Raw genomic sequence first — 18,091 nt, 5'->3', positions numbered from 1 at the left:
CCGCGCCCTGCCCGGTGCGGACAGGGGCGGACAGCAGTGGACGGTCTGCGGCTCCCGCCGGGCCTGGGAAGTGGACAGTGCCCGGGGCGAGTCTGGGTGCCGTGACCGCCGGACGCACGCCGTCCGGCACCGTACCCGGCCGGACGCACCGGCAGCCCGGCCCCACCTCCCGAGGAGCACCACCATGACGTCGTCCCGCCCCACCCGAGCCATGACCGTGCTGATGGCCGCCGCGGCCCTCTGCGCCGCCACCGCGACCACCGCCACCGCCGCGGTGCCCGCCTCCCCGGCCGCCCAGGACGCGGGGCGGCGCACACCGAAGATCGTCGCCGACTGGGCCCGCGCCTGGAACGGAAGCGACCCCCGCGCGCTCGGCGCGCTGTTCACCGCCGACGGCGTCTACGTCGACAGGGCCGTGGGCGCCACCTTCCGCGGCCGCAAGGAGATCTCCGGCTGGAAGGCCCGCGCCGACCGCCTCATCGACGACGTCCACGTCACCGTGCGCACCACTCGCCGCGACGGTGACCGCATCACCGTCGACGCCGTCTACTCGGGCCGGCTCAAGGGCGCGCCCAAGCCCTTCGCCGTACCGATGACCACCGTCCTGGACCTCGACGGCAGCCGCTGCCGGATCGCCTCCGACGAGGACCACTACAGCCTCGCCGCCGTCCTCGCCCAGTCCGGCCTGCCCGCCGAATGGACCCCGCCCGCCACCCCCTGACCGGCGGCGTCCGGGCCCCGGGCCCCGGACCGTCTCCGTACACTGGCTGGCATGGCATGCCGCATCAGTGAACTCGTCCTGGACTGCGCCGATCCCGAGCGGCTCGCCCTCTTCTGGAGCGAGGTCCTCGGCTACGTGGAACTCGGCCGCGACGACGACGGAAGCATCGAGATCGGGCCGCCGGACGCCGGCTTCGGCGGCCCGCAGCCCACGCTGGTCCTCAGCCCGGGCGCCGCCCCGCGGACCGGGAAGCTGCGGCTGCACATCGACGTCAACGCCACCGACCGCGACCAGGACGCCGAGCTGGAGCGGCTGCTCGCGCTCGGCGCGAGGCGCGCGGACGTCGGCCAGGACGGCACCGAGAACTGGCACGTCCTCGCCGACCCGGAAGGCAACGAGTTCTGCCTGCTGCGCCGCAGGCTGAACCCCTGACCCGGGGCCGGCGCCACCTCGGGGGCGCCGGCCCCGGACCGGCTACGCCCGGCCGCGGGTCTCCGTCCGCGTCCAGTCCCGGTAGGCCTCGGAGGCGGGCAGGTCCGGGAGGACGATCCACTGCGGCACCTCGTACGGGTGGTGGGCGTGCACCCACTCCGCCAGCCGGTCCAGGACGTCCGCGGCGGTCTGGTACGAGACCCGGTACTCCCGGGTGTGCCGGACCTCTCCCTGCCACCAGTAGAACGAGGTCATCCGGGCGTCGACGTGCGCTCCGGCGGCCAGCCGGGCCGTCACCGCGGCCTGCGCCAGCTCGTACGCCTTCGACTCGTCGTCCACCGTCGTCTGCGCGATCACGATCCCACCGTCCGGCACGCTCCGCCGCCTCCCGCTCGAACCAGGCCCCCGGACTTTCGGGGACGGCCGGAGTATCACCGACGATTCCGGCACCTGCCAAGCCGCCCCACCGACACCCGCGGAGCCCCTCCTCCGCGGCGCGTTTATTCGCTGGTGCGCCGCTCGGGCGGGCTTGTAGCGTGGCGTTGCGACCGCGCCTTCCGATGCGCTCGGCTGCGGCTACTTCCTTCTGACACCCAAGTGACGCCGCGGCCATCCTGGATCTCGGCAGGCGCGGGCGCTCCCACCCGGTGTGCCGTCAGGCCCGGGCCCTTCCCTTTCGTCCCTCTCCTTCCGGGGGTCTTCCTGCCTCGTCACACCCCACGCGTCTCCAAGGTCTGGTCCGAGATGCTCGTGGCCCCGCACGTGTCCGCGGCCGCGGCCCGCCCGCTGCCCCCCGCGCTCCTGCACCACAGGCTCTCCGGGCAGGAGGTGCGCACGTACGAGGGAGGGCCGGGCTTCACCAGGGAGCCGCGCGAGGAGCTCTTCCTCCTGGCGGTCGCGGACTTCGTCGGCCAGGCCACGTACTACGAGAGCGGCGAGGAGCGGGACTCGCGGTACGTCCGCCTCGTCGGACGGCTCGCCGTCGAGGATCCGGACTGGACCGCCGGCCTGCTGCGCTGGCTCCGGGCCGAGGGCAACCTGCGCACCGCGCCGCTCGTGGGGGCCGCCGCCTTCGTACGGGCCCGGCTGGAGGCGGGGGCCTGCGGCGGTCCGTCCAACCGGTCCGTGATCGACTCGGTGCTCCAGCGCGCCGACGAGCCCGGAGAGCTCCTCGCGTACTGGATGTCGGCCTACGGGCGACGGGTGCCGCAGCCGGTCAGGCGCGGGATCGCCGACGCCGTTCGGCGGCTCTACACCTCCCGGTCCCTGCTCAAGTACGACACCGCGTCCAAGGACCTGCGCTTCGGCGACGTGCTCAACCTCGTGCACGCGGCCCCTGCCCCGGACAAGCCCTGGCAGGGGGAGCTCTTCCGGTACGCGCTGGACCGGCGCCATCACCCGGAGCGGGCCGTACCGCCTGCCTCCGACCGCCTGCTGACCGCCCATCAGGAGCTGGTGGACTCGCCCGCCGGCGAGCGGCGCGCGCTGGTGACGGGGCCGGGCGGCGCGGAGCGGCTGGCCGCGGCCGGCATGACCTGGGAGGCCCTGGCCGGGTGGCTGGGCGGGCCGCTGGACGCGCCGGTCTGGGAAGCGGTGATCCCGGCCATGGGGCCGATGGCGCTGCTGCGGAACCTGCGCAACTTCGACCGGGCGGGCGTGTCGGACGAGGCCGCAGCCCGGGTCGTGGCCCGGCTCTCGGACGAGGCCGAGGTCGCCCGGTCCCGGCAGTTCCCCTTCCGCTACCTCGCGGCCCGGCGGCACGCGCCGGCGCAGCGCTGGGCCGAGGCCCTGGAGCGGGCGCTGCACCACTCCCTGGCCCACGTCCCGGCCCTCCCGGGCCGGAGCCTGATCCTCGTGGACCGCTCGGACTCGATGTTCTTCGACACCTTCTCCGAGCGGTCGGAGCTGACCCGGGCGGACGCGGCGGCCGTGTTCGGCGCCGCGCTCGCGGTGCGGGCCGAGCACGCCGACCTGGTCGAGTTCGGCTGGAGCAGCGCCGAGGTGCCCTTCGGGCGGGGAGAGGGAGTACTCGACGTGGTCAAGCGGTTCCACCGGCTCGGCGGCACCCACACCACGAAGGCGGTACGCACCCACTACCGGGAGCACGACCGGGTCCTGATCGTCACCGACGAGCAGAGCGCCCCCGACGTCACCGGCCGCCGCTCGGGCGGGCGTGACGGCGTGCCGCCCGACCCGGTCCCGGCCGGCGTACCCGTCTACACCTGGAACCTGGCGGGCTACCGGCCCGCGCACGGGCCCACGGGGCCGGACCGGCACACCTTCGGCGGGCTGACGGACGCGGCCTTCCGGATGGTCGGCCTGATCGAGGCGGGGCGCGAGGCCGTCTGGCCGTGGTGCGGGGAATAGCTCCGGAGCACCTTCCGTTCAGGGGTATAGTTGAATCGTAAACAACCTTGGAAGGGGAGCGAGCCATGCAGTTCGGGATCTTCACCGTCGGTGACGTCACGGCCGATCCGACGACCGGACGCACGCCCGGCGAGCACGAGCGGATCAAGGCGATGCTCGCCATCGCCCAGAAGGCCGAGGAGGTCGGCCTCGACGTCTTCGCCACCGGCGAGCACCACAACCCGCCGTTCGTCCCCTCCTCGCCGACGACGATGCTCGGCTACATCGCCGCACGGACCGAGAACCTGATCCTGTCCACCTCCACCACGCTGATCACCACGAACGACCCGGTGAAGATCGCCGAGGACTTCGCGATGCTCCAGCACGTCGCGGACGGCCGCGTCGACGTCATGATGGGCCGCGGCAACACCGGGCCGGTCTACCCCTGGTTCGGCAAGGACATCCGCGACGGCATCGACCTCGCCATCGAGAACTACGCGCTGCTGCGCCGCCTCTGGGACGAGGACACCGTCACCTGGAAGGGCAAGTTCCGCACCCCGCTGCAGTCCTTCACCTCCACCCCGCGCCCGCTCGACGGCGTCGCGCCCTTCGTGTGGCACGGCTCCATCCGCTCGCCCGAGATCGCCGAGCAGGCCGCCTACTACGGCGACGGCTTCTTCCACAACAACATCTTCTGGCCCGCCTCCCACACCCGGCAGATGGTGAACCTGTACCGGCAGCGCTATGCCCACTACGGGCACGGCACCCCCGAGCAGGCCATCGTCGGCCTCGGCGGCCAGGTGTTCATGCGCAAGAACTCCCAGGACGCGGTCCGCGAGTTCCGCCCGTACTTCGACAACGCGCCGGTATACGGCCACGGCCCGTCCCTGGAGGAGTTCACCTCGCAGACACCGCTGACCGTCGGCTCCCCGCAGCAGGTCATCGAACGGACGCTCTCCTTCCGGGAGTACGCGGGCGACTACCAGCGCCAGCTGTTCCTGATGGACCACGCGGGGCTGCCCCTGAAGACCGTCCTGGAACAGCTCGACCTGCTCGGCGAAGAGGTCGTTCCCGTGCTCCGCAAGGAGTTCGCGAACCTGCGCCCGGCGGGCGTGCCGGACGCACCGACCCACGCCGCCCGGGTGGCCGCCGCCCAGGGGACCCCGGCCGGCAGGACCGAGCAGCAGCAGACCCCGCAGCAGGAGGCACGGGCATGAAGATCGTCGTCGTTTCGGCGGGACTGAGTACGCCCTCCTCCACGCGGCTGCTGGCCGACCGGCTCGCCGCGGCCGTCCGGGAGCACGTGGACGCCGAACTCGAAGTGATCGAACTGAGGGAACTGGCGACCGAGATCGCCCGGCACTTCGTGACCGGCTTCCCGCCCGCCCGGCTGGCCGCAGCACTCGACGCGGTCGCCGCCGCGGACGGCCTGATCGCCGTGACACCGGTGTTCGCCGGCTCGTACAGCGGCCTGTTCAAGTCCTTCTTCGACCTCATCGACAAGGACTCCCTCACCGGCAAGCCGGTCCTCCTCGGCGCCACGGGCGGCACGGCCCGGCACTCCCTGGTCACCGAACACGCCCTGCGCCCGCTCTTCACCTACCTCCGCGCGCTCGTCCTCCCGACCGCCGTGTACGCGGCCTCCGAGGACTGGGGCGACGAGGGGCTGGCCCGGCGGATCGCCCGCGCGGGCGCGGAACTGGCGCGCTTCACCGGGCCGTCCGTCGGCGGGGCCGCTCCCGTCACGGATCCGGACGGCGCCGCCATCGCCCCCGACGTCGACACCGCCGCCGCGATCTCACCGCCCCGGTCCCGTACGGGAGCGATCACCTCGGTCGACCCGGCCGACGGCTTCGCCGTCGTACCCTTCGAACAGCGGCTCGCCGCCCTGAGGGTGTAGGGCCCCGCCCCTTCACGTCGCGTCGCCGACGGGCACGGCCAGTCGGCCGGCGACGGCGGTCAGGGCGGCCCCCAGGGGGACCGCGACCCGCGTGACGGCCAGCCCGTCACCGCGGGTCGGATCCCTGTTGACGATCAGCACCGGCTTGCCGGCCCGGGCGGCCTCGCGGACGAAGCGCAGCCCCGACATCACCGTCAGCGACGAGCCGAGGACCAGCAGCGAAGCGGCCCCCGCCACCAGCCCGCGGCAGTGTGCGACCCGCTGCGGCGGAACGTTCTCGCCGAAGAAGACCACGTCCGGCTTCAGCACCCCGCCACAGGCCTCGCAGGGCACCACCCGGAAGTCCGCGACCTGCTCGTCGGTGAGGTCGGCGTCGCCGTCCGGGTTCAGCGCGGCGGCCACCGGCGCGAAACCCGGATTCGCCGCCTCCAGCCGCACGGCCAGCGCGTGCCGGGACACCACGGCGTCGCAGGACAGGCAGACGACCCGCTCCAGGCTCCCGTGGAGCTCGACCACCTCGGCACTGCCGGCGGCCTGGTGCAGCCCGTCGACGTTCTGGGTGATCACCCCGGACAGCAGGCCGTGCCTCCCGAACGCCGCCACCGCACGGTGCCCGGCGTTGGGCCGCGCCCTCCGGAAGGTGCGCCGCCCCAGGTGGCTGCGGGCCCAGTACCGGCGCCTGGCCGCGGGCCCGGACACGAAGTCCTGGTAGGTCATCGGGGTGTGCCGGCCGAGGCTCCCGCCCTCGCCCCGGTAGGCGGGGATGCCCGACTCCGTGGACAGGCCCGCCCCGCTCAGCACCAGCACGCCTCCGGCGCCCAGCACTTCGGCGACCGGCTCCAGATCGGTGGTGCCGGGAGGCAGCCCCTCGGGAGGGGTCCAGGTCAGAGTGGGCCGCATGCGCATGCGGCCAGCCTACGGAACGGACCGGCGCAGCGGCGGCCCCGCGTCCTGGCCGCCGCGTACCCTCGACCGCATGCCCCGCTCCCCGAAGAACGCCCGCCGGCTCGTCGCCGACGGCGACACCTACCTGTGGACGGTCCGCCACGGCCACCGCGTCACGGACGACGGGGGCTGCCGGCAGACGCTCGCCCTGTGGCCGGAGCCGTCCGGCAGCGGCGGCTCGCTGCGCCTCCTCTTCGACGAGGGGCCCGGCCGGTACGTCTCCGGCTTCACCACGGGCTCGGGGGAGGTGGGCCAGGTCGGCGTCGGCTCCCTGAACCTCCACGAGCCGGGCACCGTCCGGTTCCTCCTCGACACCGCGCGGGCCCGCGGGTGGCACCCGGGGGAGCGGCGGGAGACCAGGCTCGACGGGTGGACCTTCCTCGCCGAGGCGGTCGCGGCACGGGACTGACACCGGGCGGCGCCCGGCGTACACCGTCGCCGGCAGCCACGGGCCGCGCTCCGTGGGCAGGATTCGGACAATCCGCGCCCGATGCCGCCGGCGGGTGCGCAGGAGCGCCGTTCGCGGGCAGGCGGAAGCCATCCGCAGGGACGCGCCGCACGGGCGGCGCTCCCGCACAAGGAGGTCGCACCATGCTGATCACCGTCATCCGCACCGGCGGGTTCGCGGGCCGCGAGCGGACCGCTTCCGTCGAGACCGAGTGCCGCCCCGACGGACCCGCACTGGAGGCGCTGGCCGAACGCGCCCTCGCCGAGGAGACCCCGGTGGCCCGCACACCCGTCCCGGACGCCTTCGGCTACGTGGTCCACGTCGACGGCAAGGTGGTGGAGCTGCAGGACCCCCACCTGACCGAGGCCCAACAGCAGCTGGTCGACGCGGTCCTGGCCGAAGCCGGGTGAGCCGCGCCGCGTGAGCCGCGGTGCCGGGCCGTGTCCCTGCGGCCCGGCCCGGCACCACCTCGGCGCCCTACCGCGCCGAGGCCAGCCGCTCCCGTACGGCCGCCAGCGCGGCGTCGATGTCCCGGGTCCCGGTCGTCACGCACAGCGTGTAGACGACGTCCTCGACCCGCCCCGGCGCCGGCGCGTCCCGCCCCGCGTCCCGCAGCGCCGACCTGGTCTCGTACTCCTCCACCAGCCGGACCAGCACATCGGGGTGAGCCATCATCACGAATCCGCTCCTTCACACAGGTCGCCTACACCGGGGCCGGACGCCACCGCCACCCGCATGCCCCCGACCGCCCGTCCCATGCGCCCCGCGCACCCCCGCAACCGCCCGTGTCCCCGCCCCCCGTACACAAGGGGGCGGGGACACGGCGCCGTCAGCCGGCCGGGAGGGCCGCCGCGACCGAGGCCGGCACCGGGGCCAGGCCGGCCGGTCGGCTCGTGAAGACGCCCCGGCCCCGGGTCCGCCCGCGCAGCCCGGACGCGTAGCCGAACAGCTCCGCCAGCGGCACCACGGCCGTGACCACGGCGGTGCCCGCCTCCGCGGTCGACCCGCGGACCCGGCCGCGGCGCGCCGCGAGATCACCGAGGACACCGCCGACGGCCTCCTCCGGCACGCTCACCGTCACCTCGGCGACCGGCTCCAGCAGTTCGACGGTGCTCAGGCGCAGCGCCTCGCGCAGACCGAACCGTCCCGCCGCCCGGAACGCCATCTCCGAGGAGTCCTTGGAGTGCGTGGACCCGTCGGTCAGCGTGACGCGCAGCCCCGTCACCGGGAACCCGCCGAGCGGGCCCTCGGCCAGGGCGTCCCGGCAGCCCGCCTCCACGGCGCGCGCGTACTCCTGCGGCACACGGCCGCCGACCACCGTCGAGCGGAACTCGAAGGCCGTGCCCTCCAGCGGTTCGACGTCCAGCACGACATGCGCGAACTGGCCCGCGCCACCGTCCTGTTTGACGTGCCGGTGGACCAGGCCGGTCACCCCGCGCACCACGGTCTCCCGGTACGAGACCTGCGGCCGGCCCACGACGACCTCCACCCCGTGGCCGCGGCGGATCTTCTCCACCGCCACCTCCAGGTGCAGTTCGCCCAGCCCCGACAGCACCGTCTGACCCGTTTCCGGATCGGACCGCACCACCAGCGAGGGGTCCTCCTCGGCGAGCCGCGCCAGCGCCGACGCCAGCCGCCCGGTGTCGGCGTTGACGCGGGCCTCGACCGCGACCGAGACCACCGGTTCGGCCACGGACGGCGGTTCGAGGAGCAGCGGGGCCCCGGGCGCGCACAGGGTCGTGCCCGCGCGGGCCGCCTTCAGCCCGACCACCGCGACGATGTCACCCGCCACCGCCTCCTCCCGCTCCTCGTGCCGGTCGGCCTGCACCCGCAGGATCCGCCCGACGCGCTCGGTGCGGCCGGTGGCCGCGTCCAGTACCGTCGCCCCCTTGCGCAGGGTGCCCGCGTACACCCGCAGGTGCGTGAGCCGGCCCGTCGCCGTCGCCGTGACCTTGAAGGCGAGGGCGGTGAAGGGCTCCGACTGGTCGGGGGCGCGTTCCTGCTCCGCCCCGTCCGCGGTTCCCCGGACCGGCGGCATGTCGGACGGCGCCGGCAGGTACGCGACGACCGCGTCCAGCAGCGGCTCGATCCCGCGGTTGCGGTAGGCCGATCCGCACAGCACCACGACACCGTCCCCGCTCAGCGTCAGCTCCCGCAGCGCCCGGGACAGGGTGGCGTCGCCCAGCGCGTTGTCCGCGCAGAACTCCTCCAGGGCGCCCGCGTGGAGCTCCGCCACCGTCTCCTCCAGCAGCCTGCGGCGCCGGCCGGCCTCCTCGCGCAGCGCCTCGGGCACGGGGCCCGACACGACGGTGTCCGCGCCCGCGGGCCAGTGCAGCGCCCGCATGGCCACCAGGTCGACCACGCCGGTGAAGGAGTCCTCCCGGCCGATCGGGAGCTGCACCACGAGGGGTACGGCGCCCAGCCGGTCGCAAAGGGACCGGACCGCCGTGTCGAGATCGGCGCCCGCCCGGTCCAGCTTGTTGACGAACGCGATCCGCGGCACACCGTGCCGGTCCGCCTGCCGCCACACGGTCTCGCTCTGCGGCTCGACCCCGGCGACGGCGTCGAACACCGCGACGGCCCCGTCCAGGACCCGCAGGGAGCGTTCGACCTCGTCGGAGAAGTCGACGTGCCCCGGGGTGTCGATCAGGTTGACCCGGTGCCCGTCCCAGGTGCAGCTCACCGCGGCGGCGAAGATGGTGATGCCGCGGTCGCGCTCCTGCGGGTCGTAGTCGGTGACGGTGGTACCGGTGTGCACCTCGCCCCGCTTGTGGATGGTGCCCGTCGCGAAGAGGACGCGTTCGGTGAGGGTGGTCTTCCCGGCGTCCACGTGGGCGAGGATGCCCAGGTTGCGGATGGTGGAGGAGGGAACGGTGGTGCGGAGTCGCCCGTTGGCGCGCATGGCCCGAGGCCTTTCGAGTGGGGAGAGGGAGAGGGCGGCGCGAATGTCCCGGACGCGGGGCACAGTCCCCCGTACGCACACCACCGAGCCGCCGGGGCGCCCGGGACGAGCCGGGCGGCACGGGGCCGCGGAAGCGGGACGACGGGGTGACGGAACCCGAAAGGGCGTCAGGGGTGAAGGAGGAGCAGGCCGGTCAGGGCCACGGCACTCCTAGCGGTGACGGCCGCGCAGCCGGCACCGGGCGTCACGAGACACCGGGATCACGTCGTACCGGGACGGGGGAGCGACAGCGGCGGTGCGGTACGTGCGCATGGCGGCTGCTCCCCTTCTCATCGGACTCGGCACGGGACGCGCGGCGTTCGGCCGCGGCGCGTACGGCGAGTTTAGGGAGCCGGACCCGTCCGGGGCACCGCATTTTCGAACGCCCCGCAAAACGCCCCGCCGGTGCGGGCTTCCTCCGCCGCCCGCCGCCCGCCGCCCGCCGCCCGCCGCCCGCCGCCCGCCGCGCGGCCGTCAGTCCCGGCCTGCCGCCGGCAGCCGCAGGACCAGCCGGGCGCCGCCCCGCGCGGACGGCTCCGCCGTCAGGCTGCCCCCGTGATGGGCACTCAGGTCCCGGGCGATGGCCAGGCCCAGGCCGGCTCCGCCGTGGTCGCGGCTGCGCGAGTCGTCGAGCCGCGTGAAACGCTCGAAGACCCGCTCCCGGTCGGCCTCCGGGATCCCCGGCCCGTCGTCCGCGACCTCCAGGACCGCCACACGACCCGCGGACCCGCCCGTCGTGCGCAGCGTCACCTCCACGCGCCGGTCGGCGAAACGCTGCGCGTTGTCGACGAGGTTGGTGACGATCCGGCCCAGCCACAGGGCGACGGCGCTCACCTCCACGTCGGCGGCCAGGTCCACCCGTACGGGCACCCGGTCCCCGACGCGCGCGTCCACCACCTCCCGCACCAGCGCGGACAGGTCCAGCGGTACGGCCGTCACGGGTTGGGCGGCATCGATGCGGGCGAGCAGCAGCAGGTCCGCCGCGAGCCGCTGGAGCCGTTCGACGTCCTCCAGCGCACCACCGATCAGCTCGGGCCACAGCTCCGGGTCGCGCACGGCGAGGGCCACTTCCAGCTGTGTCCGCAGCACGGTGATCGGGCTGCGCAGCTCGTGCGAGGCGTCCGCGATGAACTGCCGCTGGCGGCGCCCGGAGGCCTCCAGCCGGTCCAGGGTGGCGTTCATGGTCGCCGCCAGCCGGGCGACCTCGTCGTGCGTGGCGGGCACCGGAACCCGGCGGTGCAGCTCCCGGTCGGAGATCCCGGCGACCTCGGCGCGGATGGCCTCCACCGGCCGCAGGGCGTGCCCGGTGACCCGCCAGGTCACGAGGGCAACGGTGGCCAGCAGCAGCGGTACGCCGATGACCAGCGCGGCCGTCGTCGTGTCGTCGGCGGCGTCGACACCGCGCAGGGAGGCGCCCGCGTACACGGTGGCCGGACCGTCCGGGGTGTCCACGACGACCTGGACCACCCGCTGCCGGTGCTGGTCGTCGACCGGAGGGACGTACCAGGTGTGGGCCCGCGGGCCCGGCGGGCCCGGCAGGGCCGGGGGCAGGGCGGCCACGGCGCCCAGGTTCGGGCTGGCGAACAGCAGTCGCCCGTCGGCGCCCACCACCTGCACGAACTCCACGCCGCGGGCGGGCAGTCGGGCCCGGTTCAGCTTGCCCGCCACGACCAGCTGCGCCACGGTGTCGGCCTGCCGCCGGGCGTCCTGCTCGGCGTTCCGCAGCAGGTTGGCCTCCAGCAGCCCCAGCAGGGCGAACGAGGCGACGGACAGGGCCGCGGCCACCACCAGGCTCGCCGCCACCGTGGCCCGCGCCCGTACGGTGGCCGGCCACAGCCTGCGCAACACCGGCCAGCGGGTCGCGGCCGCGCCCGGGAGCGCCGCCAGCGCGCGGGCCGCCCGCCGCAGCAGGGCCGGCGGCTCAGCCACCGTCGGCCGCCAGCCGGTACCCGGCGCCGCGCACGGTCTCCAGCGCGGCCCGCCCGAACGGCGCGTCGATCTTCCGGCGCACGGCACTGACGTGCACCTCGACGACGTTGGCATCGCCGTCGAAGGCGCTGTCCCACACCTGCTCCAGGATGTCCCGCTTGGGCACCACCTCGCCGGAGCGCCGGGCCAGGTACTCCAGCACCGCGAACTCCCGCGCGGTCAGCCGGATCTCCGTGCCGCCGCGCGAGCACGCGTGGGCGGCCGGGTCGAGCAGCAGGTCGCCGAACCGCATCACCTGCGGCCGGCGTCCGCCGGCGCGGCGGCCGAGCGCCCGCAGCCGGGCCACGAGGACGAGGTAGGAGAAGGGCTTGGACAGGAAGTCGTCCGCGCCGGTGTCCAGCGCCTCCGCCTCGTCGTACTCGCCGTCCTTGGCGGTCAGCATCAGGATCCCCGACTCGTTGCCGGCCGCGCGCAGCCTGGCACAGATCCGGTAGCCGTTCAGGCCCGGCAGCATGATGTCGAGCACGATCAGGTCGTAGTCGTGCTCGGTCGCCATCCACAGCCCCTGGGTCCCGTCGTGGGCCACGTCCACCGAGAACCCCTCCGACTGCAGCCCGCGCTGCAGGGCCACCGCCAGCCGCCGTTCGTCCTCCACCACCAGTACGCGCATGCCGAACAGGATCGCAGGGCCGCACCGGGCGCGGCTGAAGAGGTCTTCAGGTGGCTTCAGCGGGGCTTCAGCTTCGGCCGCGCATGCTCTGGCACGAGCCCGGCACCGTGCCCGGCCGTCCCGAGGAGCCGCCGCATGTCCGAACCCGTACCGCCCACGGAACCGTCCGTGCCGCCCGCACGGCCGGACCCGTCCCCGCCGGCCGTACCGCCCGTGCCGTCCGCACCCTCCGGGAAGGAACCCGGAGCCGGCGGCCGGCGCGGGTTCCCGGGCCGCTTCGTCCCCCCGGGCCGGAGCGCCCGGTGGGTCGCGGCCGGGGCCGCCGTCGTCGTCGTGGGCGGCGTGGTGACCGCCGTGGCCGTCGCGCACCACGACCACCACGGGCGGGGCCCGCACGCCGTCCGCTTCGAGGCCGGTCCGGGGCCCTTCGGGCACGGGCCGCGGGCCGCCGGGCCGGGCGAGCAGCGCGCGATCCCGGGGCAGCGCGACCGCTCCGACCGCCCCGCCGCCCCGGACCGTCCGGGCGCCCCCGACCGTGCCGACGGGGACGGCGGCCGTGCCGAGCGGGCTCCGGCGCCGGTGCCCTCGCTGCCCGCGGGCGAAGCGGCCGAGAAGGCCGCCGCGGCCGTGACCGGCGGCAAGGTGGTCTCCCTGCGCGTGGTCGGGCAGGAGGGCGGCGGCAGCGCCTGGCGCGCCGTGGTCCTCGGCCCCGACGGCGTCCGGCACGCGGTCACCGTGTCGGGAACGGACGGGTCGGTCACCGGAAACACCGTCACCGGCAACACCGTCAAGGGCAGCGACACCGCCACCGGCGGCTGACCGGGACCCACCCGGCCGACGCGACGCGGAGCCGCGCTCAGCCGGCCTTGCCCGCGGGCACCGCGGCCCGCAGCGGCGGGGCGGGCTGCGGGGAACCCTGGAGGGCCAGGGCGGCGAGCACGACCAGCGAGTCCGTCCAGCCCAGGGGCGCCACCGCGGAGGGCAGGCCGTCCCCGTTCACCGTCTCGGGCAGCTCGCCCAGCCCGTTCCGCTTGGACAGCACCCAGTCGAGCACCCGGCCCGCCCGCGCCCGCTCGCCCGTACCGGCCCACGCGAGCGCGAAGAAGCTCGTACTGGCGGTCCAGGCGTACGGACCCCAGCTGAAGGAGGGGTCGTCGCCCGGGGTGAGGCCGCCGTTCGGCAGGAGCAGCGCCCGGTACGTGGAGTCCAGCGCCTCGCCGAGCCCCGCCGGGGCGGCGTTGAAGGGCGGCGCCATGAACGCCACCGCGCTGTCCCGGCCGTGCTCCCCGTCGACCGTCCGCTGGTATCCCAGCGGGGCGAACGCGGCGGCGATCCCCGCCGACAGCCGCCCGGCCGCGTCGGACCACCGCCGCGCGTCGTCCTGCCTGCCCAGCCGTGCGGCGAGGTCGGCGGACGCGTTGAGCCCGGCCAGCAGCGGCGCCGCCGTACCGATGTTGGTGCTCGTCGTGCCCAGCTCCCAGTAGTCAGGGGACGCTGGCGGCAGCCCGTCCGGTCCGAGCGCGCCCACGGTGTGGTCGGCCGCCCTGCGGACCATCGGGTAGAGCGCGCGCAGCCGTTCGTCCCGCCCCGCGGCCGGGGCCGTCCGGTACCACTGCCATGTCGCCCACGGCACCCAGCCGTTGCCGTCCAGCTGCCACTCGCGCCCGTCCGGCGGCCCGGCGCCGTCCAGGGTGGTGCGCGCCTCCCACGTCCCGTCGGCCCGCTGGGTGCGCGCGTCGTAGCGCAGGATCCGGTACGCCTCCTCGTCGTGCCCGGTCGCGGCGAACGCGGCGGCCGCGAAGGCCCCGTCACGGGGCCAGGAGTAGGCCCACGCGGGCGACCAGGCCGCGGCGAACGCGCCGTTCGGCTTCAGCAGCGCACGCATCGACAGCAGGGCGCGCTCCGCGGCCGCCCGCCGCTGGCCGGTGCCACCGGGCACCCGGCCCGCCGCCAGCCAGGCCCGGCTCTCCGCCACCTGCGCCAGCGCCCCGGGATCGTCGGCCTCGACCACGGTGGACACGGACGCGCCCTCGGGGAGGTAGCGCCACCGGCCGGACGGCAGCCGCAGCACGTTGCTGCCCTCGACGTAGGAGGCACCGACGGCGAAGGAGGGCAGCACGGCCTCGGTGTGCACCCCGTTGGCGAGCAGGCCCGAGGTCCGCGCGGCGCGCACGGAGACGGGCACGTAGCAGGGCTCGCGTTCCCCGCACCGTTCGCCGCCGGTGGGGTTCACGTGGAAGGCGAGCCGGGAGGTCTCGGCGTGCCAGCCGCCCCAGTGGGAACGGTCGTAGTTCCAGCTGACCGGCGTCCCTGCCGCGGGCCGGGTGGTGCCGTACCAGGCGATCGGCCCGCTCTCCGCGGTCACCGCCCTGACGAACAGGTGGTAGGTGGTGCCCGGGACCACGGCGGCGTCGACCGGGAACTCCACCCAGCCGGCCCCCGGACCGCCGAGGGCGGCCAGGTGCAGGGTCCTGGAGGCGATCACCGAGGCCGGATCGTCGCGCACCCGCCGGATCTCGGCGGTCACCGACCCGGTCGCCGCCCCGCTGCCCAGCCAGACGGCGACCCGCGTGAGCCGCGCCCCGTCCACCGTGAACTCCTGGGACGCCGCGTTGTTGCCGGCCTTCACGCTGAACAGCGCGGTCTCGTGGGCGCTCTGCCCGTCGTACGCGGCCGCGGCCGCGGTGTCGGTGTCGGGGAGGGCGGCGGGCACACCCGTCAGCGCCAGGGAGAGCAGGGCGGGCAGGAGGGTCCTCGCGAACGCCATCGGGTACTGGCCCTTCCGTTGCTGGGCGGCGCGCGGCGAGTGCCGGGGCGCCGGGAGCTGCACCCACCATGCAGCCATCCGGCACCGGGGAGCACGGAGTGGGGACGTGTCCCACCGGATGGGGCCGTACCTACATCCGATCGTGTGACAGGAAGTGCGGCCCGTGCGCCGGGAGTACGCCGCCCCGGCCCGGCCGAAGCGCACGTCAGGGGGTGCCGGACACCCCACCGGAGGGGCGTACGCGGGCGGGCCGGGGCGCGCACCGAGGCGGATGCGCTTCCTCCGGAAGATTTCCGCGGACCGGCTTGCACGATCGGGCTCGATTTCCGATGGGGTGGTGACAAGGAGCGCCCGACGCTCCGCGGCTGCCGGTCCGGGGGGAGGCACGCCGCCCCGCGCCCACTCCACCTGGAAGGTTCCACTTCGCCGTGAACGCTGCCGAGACGCCCGCCCTCGCCCCGTCGGCCCCCGCTCCGCGCGCCGTCGCCGCCGACGGGCCCCGGGCGCCCGGACGCCCCCCGGGCCCGGGAGGAGGCAGAGCCACCGGCGGGCCACCCGCAGCCCCGCGCCGCGCCGGGACTCCGGCACGGCACCGCCAGGTCCCCGCCGCCCCCGCGGACGGCGACGAACAGCTGTGGGGGAGCGCATGAACGAAGGCGAACTCGACCCGTCCGGGGACCGCGCGGTCTCCAGCGAACTGGCCGGCGTACTGCCGGTGGAGTTCGCCGCGTTCCACTCCCAGCAGCACCGCGCCTACCTGCGCTACGCCCACCTCCAGCTCGGCAACCGCAAGGACGCGGAAGAGGTCGTCGACGATGTCTTCACCTTCCTGCTGAAGGTGTGGTGCCAGGCGCTGAAGGAAGCGAGCCTGCACGGCTTCGCCTGGGCCGTGCTCCGCGAGCACGTCGAACGCAGACTGGCCGTCCTGGGCCGGCAGGTGGCGATGGTGGAGACGGCCTGGTTCGCCGCGCTGCGCCGCTCCTCCCGGGAACGCCTGGAACTGCTGGAGTCCAAACTCGGGCTCTACGCGGCGATCGCCGGGTTGTCCGAGCGGCAGTACGACGTGGTGCTCCTCGCCTTCCTGCTGGGCAACGACTCCGACACCGTCGCCCGCATGATGGGGATCTCGCCGGCCACGGTCCGCTCGCACATCCGCGGCGCGCGCCGCACCCTGTCCCGCAAGCTCGGGGTGGAATGGATCCCCGGAGAGGAGAAGGACCAGTGAGCGACGTGCCACGCCACCGCGACATGCCGCTGCGCGGACTGGACGCGGCCCTGGAGGACGCGGCCGTGCTCGCCGAGGAGTACGCCGGCTACGACGAAGGGGCCGCCCGGCGCCGGATCGCCCGCCGGATCGCCGCCGACCGCGCCCGGCACGGCCGGGGCGGCGGCCCCTGCGGCGGGCCCCCGCCGGCCCGCGGCCGGAGCGTACCCGCCGAGTCCGACGCCCTGGTCCTCGACGCGGCCTGCCACGTGCGGGCCGCCCGCGGGCTCGACGACCTCGCCTGGTCCCTGGTGGAGAGCCGGGACTTCGCCGCCCTCGCCCTCGACGCCGACTCCTGGCCCCACGGACCCGACTCCGCACTGCTCTTCGGCTGCATGCTCCACCTGGCCGACCGCACGGAGGGCGCCCGGTTCTGGTTCCAGTACGCCGCCGGCGCCGGCTCGCGGACCGCAGCCCGCTGCCTCTACCTGTACCACCTGGCCCGTGCCGAGGCCGCGACCGCCCGGCACTGGAAGCACCAGGCGGGCACCCTCCCGGCCGACGAGCACCTGCCCGTGCTGCCCCGTATCCCGGAGGACCTGGAGGGCGCCCTCGGCGCCTCCGTCATCTGGACCTCCCCGCCCATCACCACCCAGGACCTCACCACCCTCACCGGGGGACCGGGCCGGGCCGGGCGGCCGCCGGTGCGGCTGCCCGCCCGGCTGCACCGGGCCGTCACCGCCCGGCCCCCGCTGGAACACCCCGACCTGGGTGAGGTCTTCACCCCCGGGCCGCAGGTCGCCGTCGCCGTCGCCCGCAACGCCCGCCTCGACCCGCTGCACCTCACCGAGGCGGCCGGAGCCTGGGCCCTGGGCGCACTGCGGCCGCCCGGCCCACCGCCCACGGCCCCGCGCCCGCCTGGGGAACGCCCCGCGCCCGTGGCCCTGGAGTCCGTCCACCACGCACTGCGGGTGCTGGAGGTCGTCAACCGCTTCTCCGGCGGGGTGAACCTCACCCAGATCGCCCGCGAGACCGGACTGCCGCAACTCGCCCTCCTCCGGGCCGTGGAGCAGCTGATCCGCGCCGACCTGGCCACCCCGGTCGGGCCTGACGCGTACGTCCCCGGCAACGCCCTGCTGCCCGTCGACCCGCCGGGCGGCCGGGGGCACGGGCACCTGCGCGAAACCCTGGCCTGGGTGCGGGACACGGTCGGCGCCGCCGTCTACGTCGCCCGGTACACCGACGGCGAGGTGTCCATCACCCAGTACGCGGACGGTCCCGCCGCACCCGCGGTCGAGGAATGGGTCGACTTCCGCGCGGCCGCGCACGCCACCGCGGTGGGCAAGGCCCTGCTGACCCAGCTCGGACCCGACGAGCGCCGCGACCACCTGTCCCGCTACCGGCCCAGCCGCTTCACCCACCACACCCTCACCAGCCGGCGGGCCCTCTTCCACCAGCTGGACACCAGGCCGCCCCACGCCCCCCTCCTCGACCTCCAGGAGTACGCGCTCGGCACGCTGTGCGCGGCGGTGCCCATCACGGCCGGGCCGAACCCGGAATGCCTGGCCCTGTCCATCCCGGTGCCGGACCCGGGCCGGCTCAAGCAGGCCGCGCGGATCCTGCAGTCCGAGGCGGCCGCGGTCCTGCTCGCGCTCATCGTCGCCGGCAGCGCCCGCACCCCGGCGGCGGACCCGCCACGGGACGCCCCGGGCGGGACGGCGCAGAACGACGGCGCCGCCGCCCCGCTCCGCCAGGCCGTCCCCGCCCTCCCCGACGCCTTCTAGCGCT

The 18,091-nt window shown here is 75.5% G+C and carries 17 protein-coding genes; 10 read left to right on the top strand and 7 right to left on the bottom strand.

All coding sequences use genetic code 11. From position 1 onward, the window contains the following. Positions 1-184: 184 nt before the first annotated feature. Together ACPU2J_RS02920 and ACPU2J_RS02915 are read left to right on the top strand one after the other, a co-directional pair. A complete protein-coding gene (locus ACPU2J_RS02920) occupies positions 185-721 on the top strand; it encodes a nuclear transport factor 2 family protein (RefSeq protein ID WP_423832674.1) in 537 nt (178 codons plus the stop codon). Positions 722-772: 51 nt separating this feature from the next. Then, the gene (locus ACPU2J_RS02915; RefSeq protein WP_361606709.1) at positions 773-1,153 is read left to right on the top strand and encodes a VOC family protein; all 381 of its coding nucleotides are present in this window, start codon (positions 773-775) and stop codon (positions 1,151-1,153) included. Positions 1,154-1,195: 42 nt separating this feature from the next. Here ACPU2J_RS02915 and cutA read toward each other — a convergent pair whose 3' ends face one another. Beyond that, entirely contained in the window at positions 1,196-1,510 is a 315-nt protein-coding gene (cutA, locus tag ACPU2J_RS02910) for a divalent-cation tolerance protein CutA (RefSeq protein WP_420081859.1), read from the bottom strand. A gap of 387 nt (positions 1,511-1,897) precedes the next feature. Between cutA and ACPU2J_RS02905 the strand changes: the two genes are divergently transcribed. The 3 genes from ACPU2J_RS02905 to ACPU2J_RS02895 all read left to right on the top strand — a co-directional run bounded on the left by ACPU2J_RS02905 (position 1,898) and on the right by ACPU2J_RS02895 (position 5,399). Further along, a complete protein-coding gene (locus ACPU2J_RS02905; RefSeq protein ID WP_423832673.1) occupies positions 1,898-3,520 on the top strand; it encodes a TROVE domain-containing protein in 1,623 nt (540 codons plus the stop codon). A 65-nt stretch (positions 3,521-3,585) separates the two neighbouring features. Continuing rightward, positions 3,586-4,716: an LLM class flavin-dependent oxidoreductase gene (locus tag ACPU2J_RS02900; RefSeq protein WP_420081861.1), complete on the top strand. Its 1,131-nt coding sequence runs from the start codon at positions 3,586-3,588 to the stop codon at positions 4,714-4,716. Further along, positions 4,713-5,399 carry a CE1759 family FMN reductase gene (locus ACPU2J_RS02895; RefSeq protein WP_423832672.1) on the top strand — a complete coding sequence of 229 codons (687 nt, stop codon included), beginning with the start codon at positions 4,713-4,715 and terminating at the stop codon, positions 5,397-5,399. The genes ACPU2J_RS02900 and ACPU2J_RS02895 overlap by 4 nt, the downstream gene beginning before the upstream one ends. A gap of 12 nt (positions 5,400-5,411) precedes the next feature. Here the strand turns inward: ACPU2J_RS02895 and ACPU2J_RS02890 are convergent, their stop codons facing one another. After that, a complete protein-coding gene (locus ACPU2J_RS02890) occupies positions 5,412-6,305 on the bottom strand; it encodes an NAD-dependent protein deacetylase (RefSeq protein ID WP_423832671.1) in 894 nt (297 codons plus the stop codon). On the opposite strand from ACPU2J_RS02890, the gene ACPU2J_RS02885 reads away from it, so the two are divergent. Continuing rightward, positions 6,298-6,753 (top strand): hypothetical protein, encoded by a 456-nt coding sequence (locus tag ACPU2J_RS02885; protein ID WP_423832670.1) that lies wholly within the window; start codon positions 6,298-6,300, stop codon positions 6,751-6,753. The two genes, ACPU2J_RS02890 and ACPU2J_RS02885, sit on opposite strands and share 8 nt — an antisense overlap. Before the next feature lie 182 nt (positions 6,754-6,935). After that, positions 6,936-7,202 carry a protealysin inhibitor emfourin gene (locus tag ACPU2J_RS02880; protein ID WP_420081864.1) on the top strand — a complete coding sequence of 89 codons (267 nt, stop codon included), beginning with the start codon at positions 6,936-6,938 and terminating at the stop codon, positions 7,200-7,202. Positions 7,203-7,269: 67 nt separating this feature from the next. Here ACPU2J_RS02880 and ACPU2J_RS02875 read toward each other — a convergent pair whose 3' ends face one another. From ACPU2J_RS02875 to ACPU2J_RS02860, 4 genes are all read right to left on the bottom strand, one after another. Beyond that, complete coding sequence (locus ACPU2J_RS02875) at positions 7,270-7,467, bottom strand: DUF5133 domain-containing protein (protein ID WP_361606737.1); 198 nt, start codon at positions 7,465-7,467, stop codon at positions 7,270-7,272. A gap of 154 nt (positions 7,468-7,621) precedes the next feature. Then, entirely contained in the window at positions 7,622-9,694 is a 2,073-nt protein-coding gene (fusA, locus tag ACPU2J_RS02870; protein WP_420081866.1) for an elongation factor G, read from the bottom strand. A gap of 513 nt (positions 9,695-10,207) precedes the next feature. After that, on the bottom strand, positions 10,208-11,578 hold the full coding sequence (locus ACPU2J_RS02865) for a sensor histidine kinase (RefSeq protein WP_420082513.1): 1,371 nt from the start codon (positions 11,576-11,578) through the stop codon (positions 10,208-10,210). A 76-nt stretch (positions 11,579-11,654) separates the two neighbouring features. After that, positions 11,655-12,332, bottom strand: a complete 678-nt coding sequence (locus ACPU2J_RS02860; RefSeq protein ID WP_420081867.1) for a response regulator transcription factor — start codon at positions 12,330-12,332, stop codon at positions 11,655-11,657. Between the two features lie 135 nt (positions 12,333-12,467). Between ACPU2J_RS02860 and ACPU2J_RS02855 the strand changes: the two genes are divergently transcribed. Next, positions 12,468-13,151 (top strand): hypothetical protein, encoded by a 684-nt coding sequence (locus tag ACPU2J_RS02855; protein ID WP_423832669.1) that lies wholly within the window; start codon positions 12,468-12,470, stop codon positions 13,149-13,151. 37 nt (positions 13,152-13,188) lie between these two features. Here the strand turns inward: ACPU2J_RS02855 and ACPU2J_RS02850 are convergent, their stop codons facing one another. After that, a complete protein-coding gene (locus ACPU2J_RS02850; RefSeq protein WP_423832668.1) occupies positions 13,189-15,177 on the bottom strand; it encodes a hypothetical protein in 1,989 nt (662 codons plus the stop codon). A gap of 568 nt (positions 15,178-15,745) precedes the next feature. On the opposite strand from ACPU2J_RS02850, the gene ACPU2J_RS02845 reads away from it, so the two are divergent. Both ACPU2J_RS02845 and ACPU2J_RS02840 read left to right on the top strand, forming a co-directional pair. Next, positions 15,746-16,324 (top strand): RNA polymerase sigma factor, encoded by a 579-nt coding sequence (locus tag ACPU2J_RS02845; protein WP_361608139.1) that lies wholly within the window; start codon positions 15,746-15,748, stop codon positions 16,322-16,324. Then, positions 16,321-18,087 (top strand): IclR family transcriptional regulator, encoded by a 1,767-nt coding sequence (locus ACPU2J_RS02840; RefSeq protein WP_420081871.1) that lies wholly within the window; start codon positions 16,321-16,323, stop codon positions 18,085-18,087. The genes ACPU2J_RS02845 and ACPU2J_RS02840 overlap by 4 nt, the downstream gene beginning before the upstream one ends. Positions 18,088-18,091 lie beyond the last annotated feature (4 nt).

This window comes from Streptomyces manipurensis, assembly GCF_049570255.1.
GTDB classification, from domain to species: Bacteria; Actinomycetota; Actinomycetes; order Streptomycetales; family Streptomycetaceae; genus Streptomyces; species Streptomyces manipurensis.
Note: the sequence above shows the minus strand (reverse complement) of the source record. Positions and strands in the feature narration are given on the sequence as shown.

Coding starts and splice junctions, on each gene's coding strand:
- ACPU2J_RS02895 (WP_423832672.1), top strand. CDS start 4,713: ATGAAGATCGTCGTCGTTTCGGCGGGACTGAGTACGCCCTCCTCCACG.
- ACPU2J_RS02855 (WP_423832669.1), top strand. CDS start 12,468: ATGTCCGAACCCGTACCGCCCACGGAACCGTCCGTGCCGCCCGCACGG.
- ACPU2J_RS02875 (WP_361606737.1), bottom strand. CDS start 7,467: ATGATGGCTCACCCCGATGTGCTGGTCCGGCTGGTGGAGGAGTACGAG.
- ACPU2J_RS02885 (WP_423832670.1), top strand. CDS start 6,298: ATGCGCATGCGGCCAGCCTACGGAACGGACCGGCGCAGCGGCGGCCCC.
- ACPU2J_RS02900 (WP_420081861.1), top strand. CDS start 3,586: ATGCAGTTCGGGATCTTCACCGTCGGTGACGTCACGGCCGATCCGACG.
- ACPU2J_RS02850 (WP_423832668.1), bottom strand. CDS start 15,177: ATGGCTGCATGGTGGGTGCAGCTCCCGGCGCCCCGGCACTCGCCGCGC.
- ACPU2J_RS02845 (WP_361608139.1), top strand. CDS start 15,746: ATGAACGAAGGCGAACTCGACCCGTCCGGGGACCGCGCGGTCTCCAGC.
- ACPU2J_RS02860 (WP_420081867.1), bottom strand. CDS start 12,332: ATGCGCGTACTGGTGGTGGAGGACGAACGGCGGCTGGCGGTGGCCCTG.
- ACPU2J_RS02890 (WP_423832671.1), bottom strand. CDS start 6,305: ATGCGCATGCGGCCCACTCTGACCTGGACCCCTCCCGAGGGGCTGCCT.
- ACPU2J_RS02920 (WP_423832674.1), top strand. CDS start 185: ATGACGTCGTCCCGCCCCACCCGAGCCATGACCGTGCTGATGGCCGCC.
- ACPU2J_RS02880 (WP_420081864.1), top strand. CDS start 6,936: ATGCTGATCACCGTCATCCGCACCGGCGGGTTCGCGGGCCGCGAGCGG.
- ACPU2J_RS02915 (WP_361606709.1), top strand. CDS start 773: ATGGCATGCCGCATCAGTGAACTCGTCCTGGACTGCGCCGATCCCGAG.
- ACPU2J_RS02905 (WP_423832673.1), top strand. CDS start 1,898: ATGCTCGTGGCCCCGCACGTGTCCGCGGCCGCGGCCCGCCCGCTGCCC.
- fusA (WP_420081866.1), bottom strand. CDS start 9,694: ATGCGCGCCAACGGGCGACTCCGCACCACCGTTCCCTCCTCCACCATC.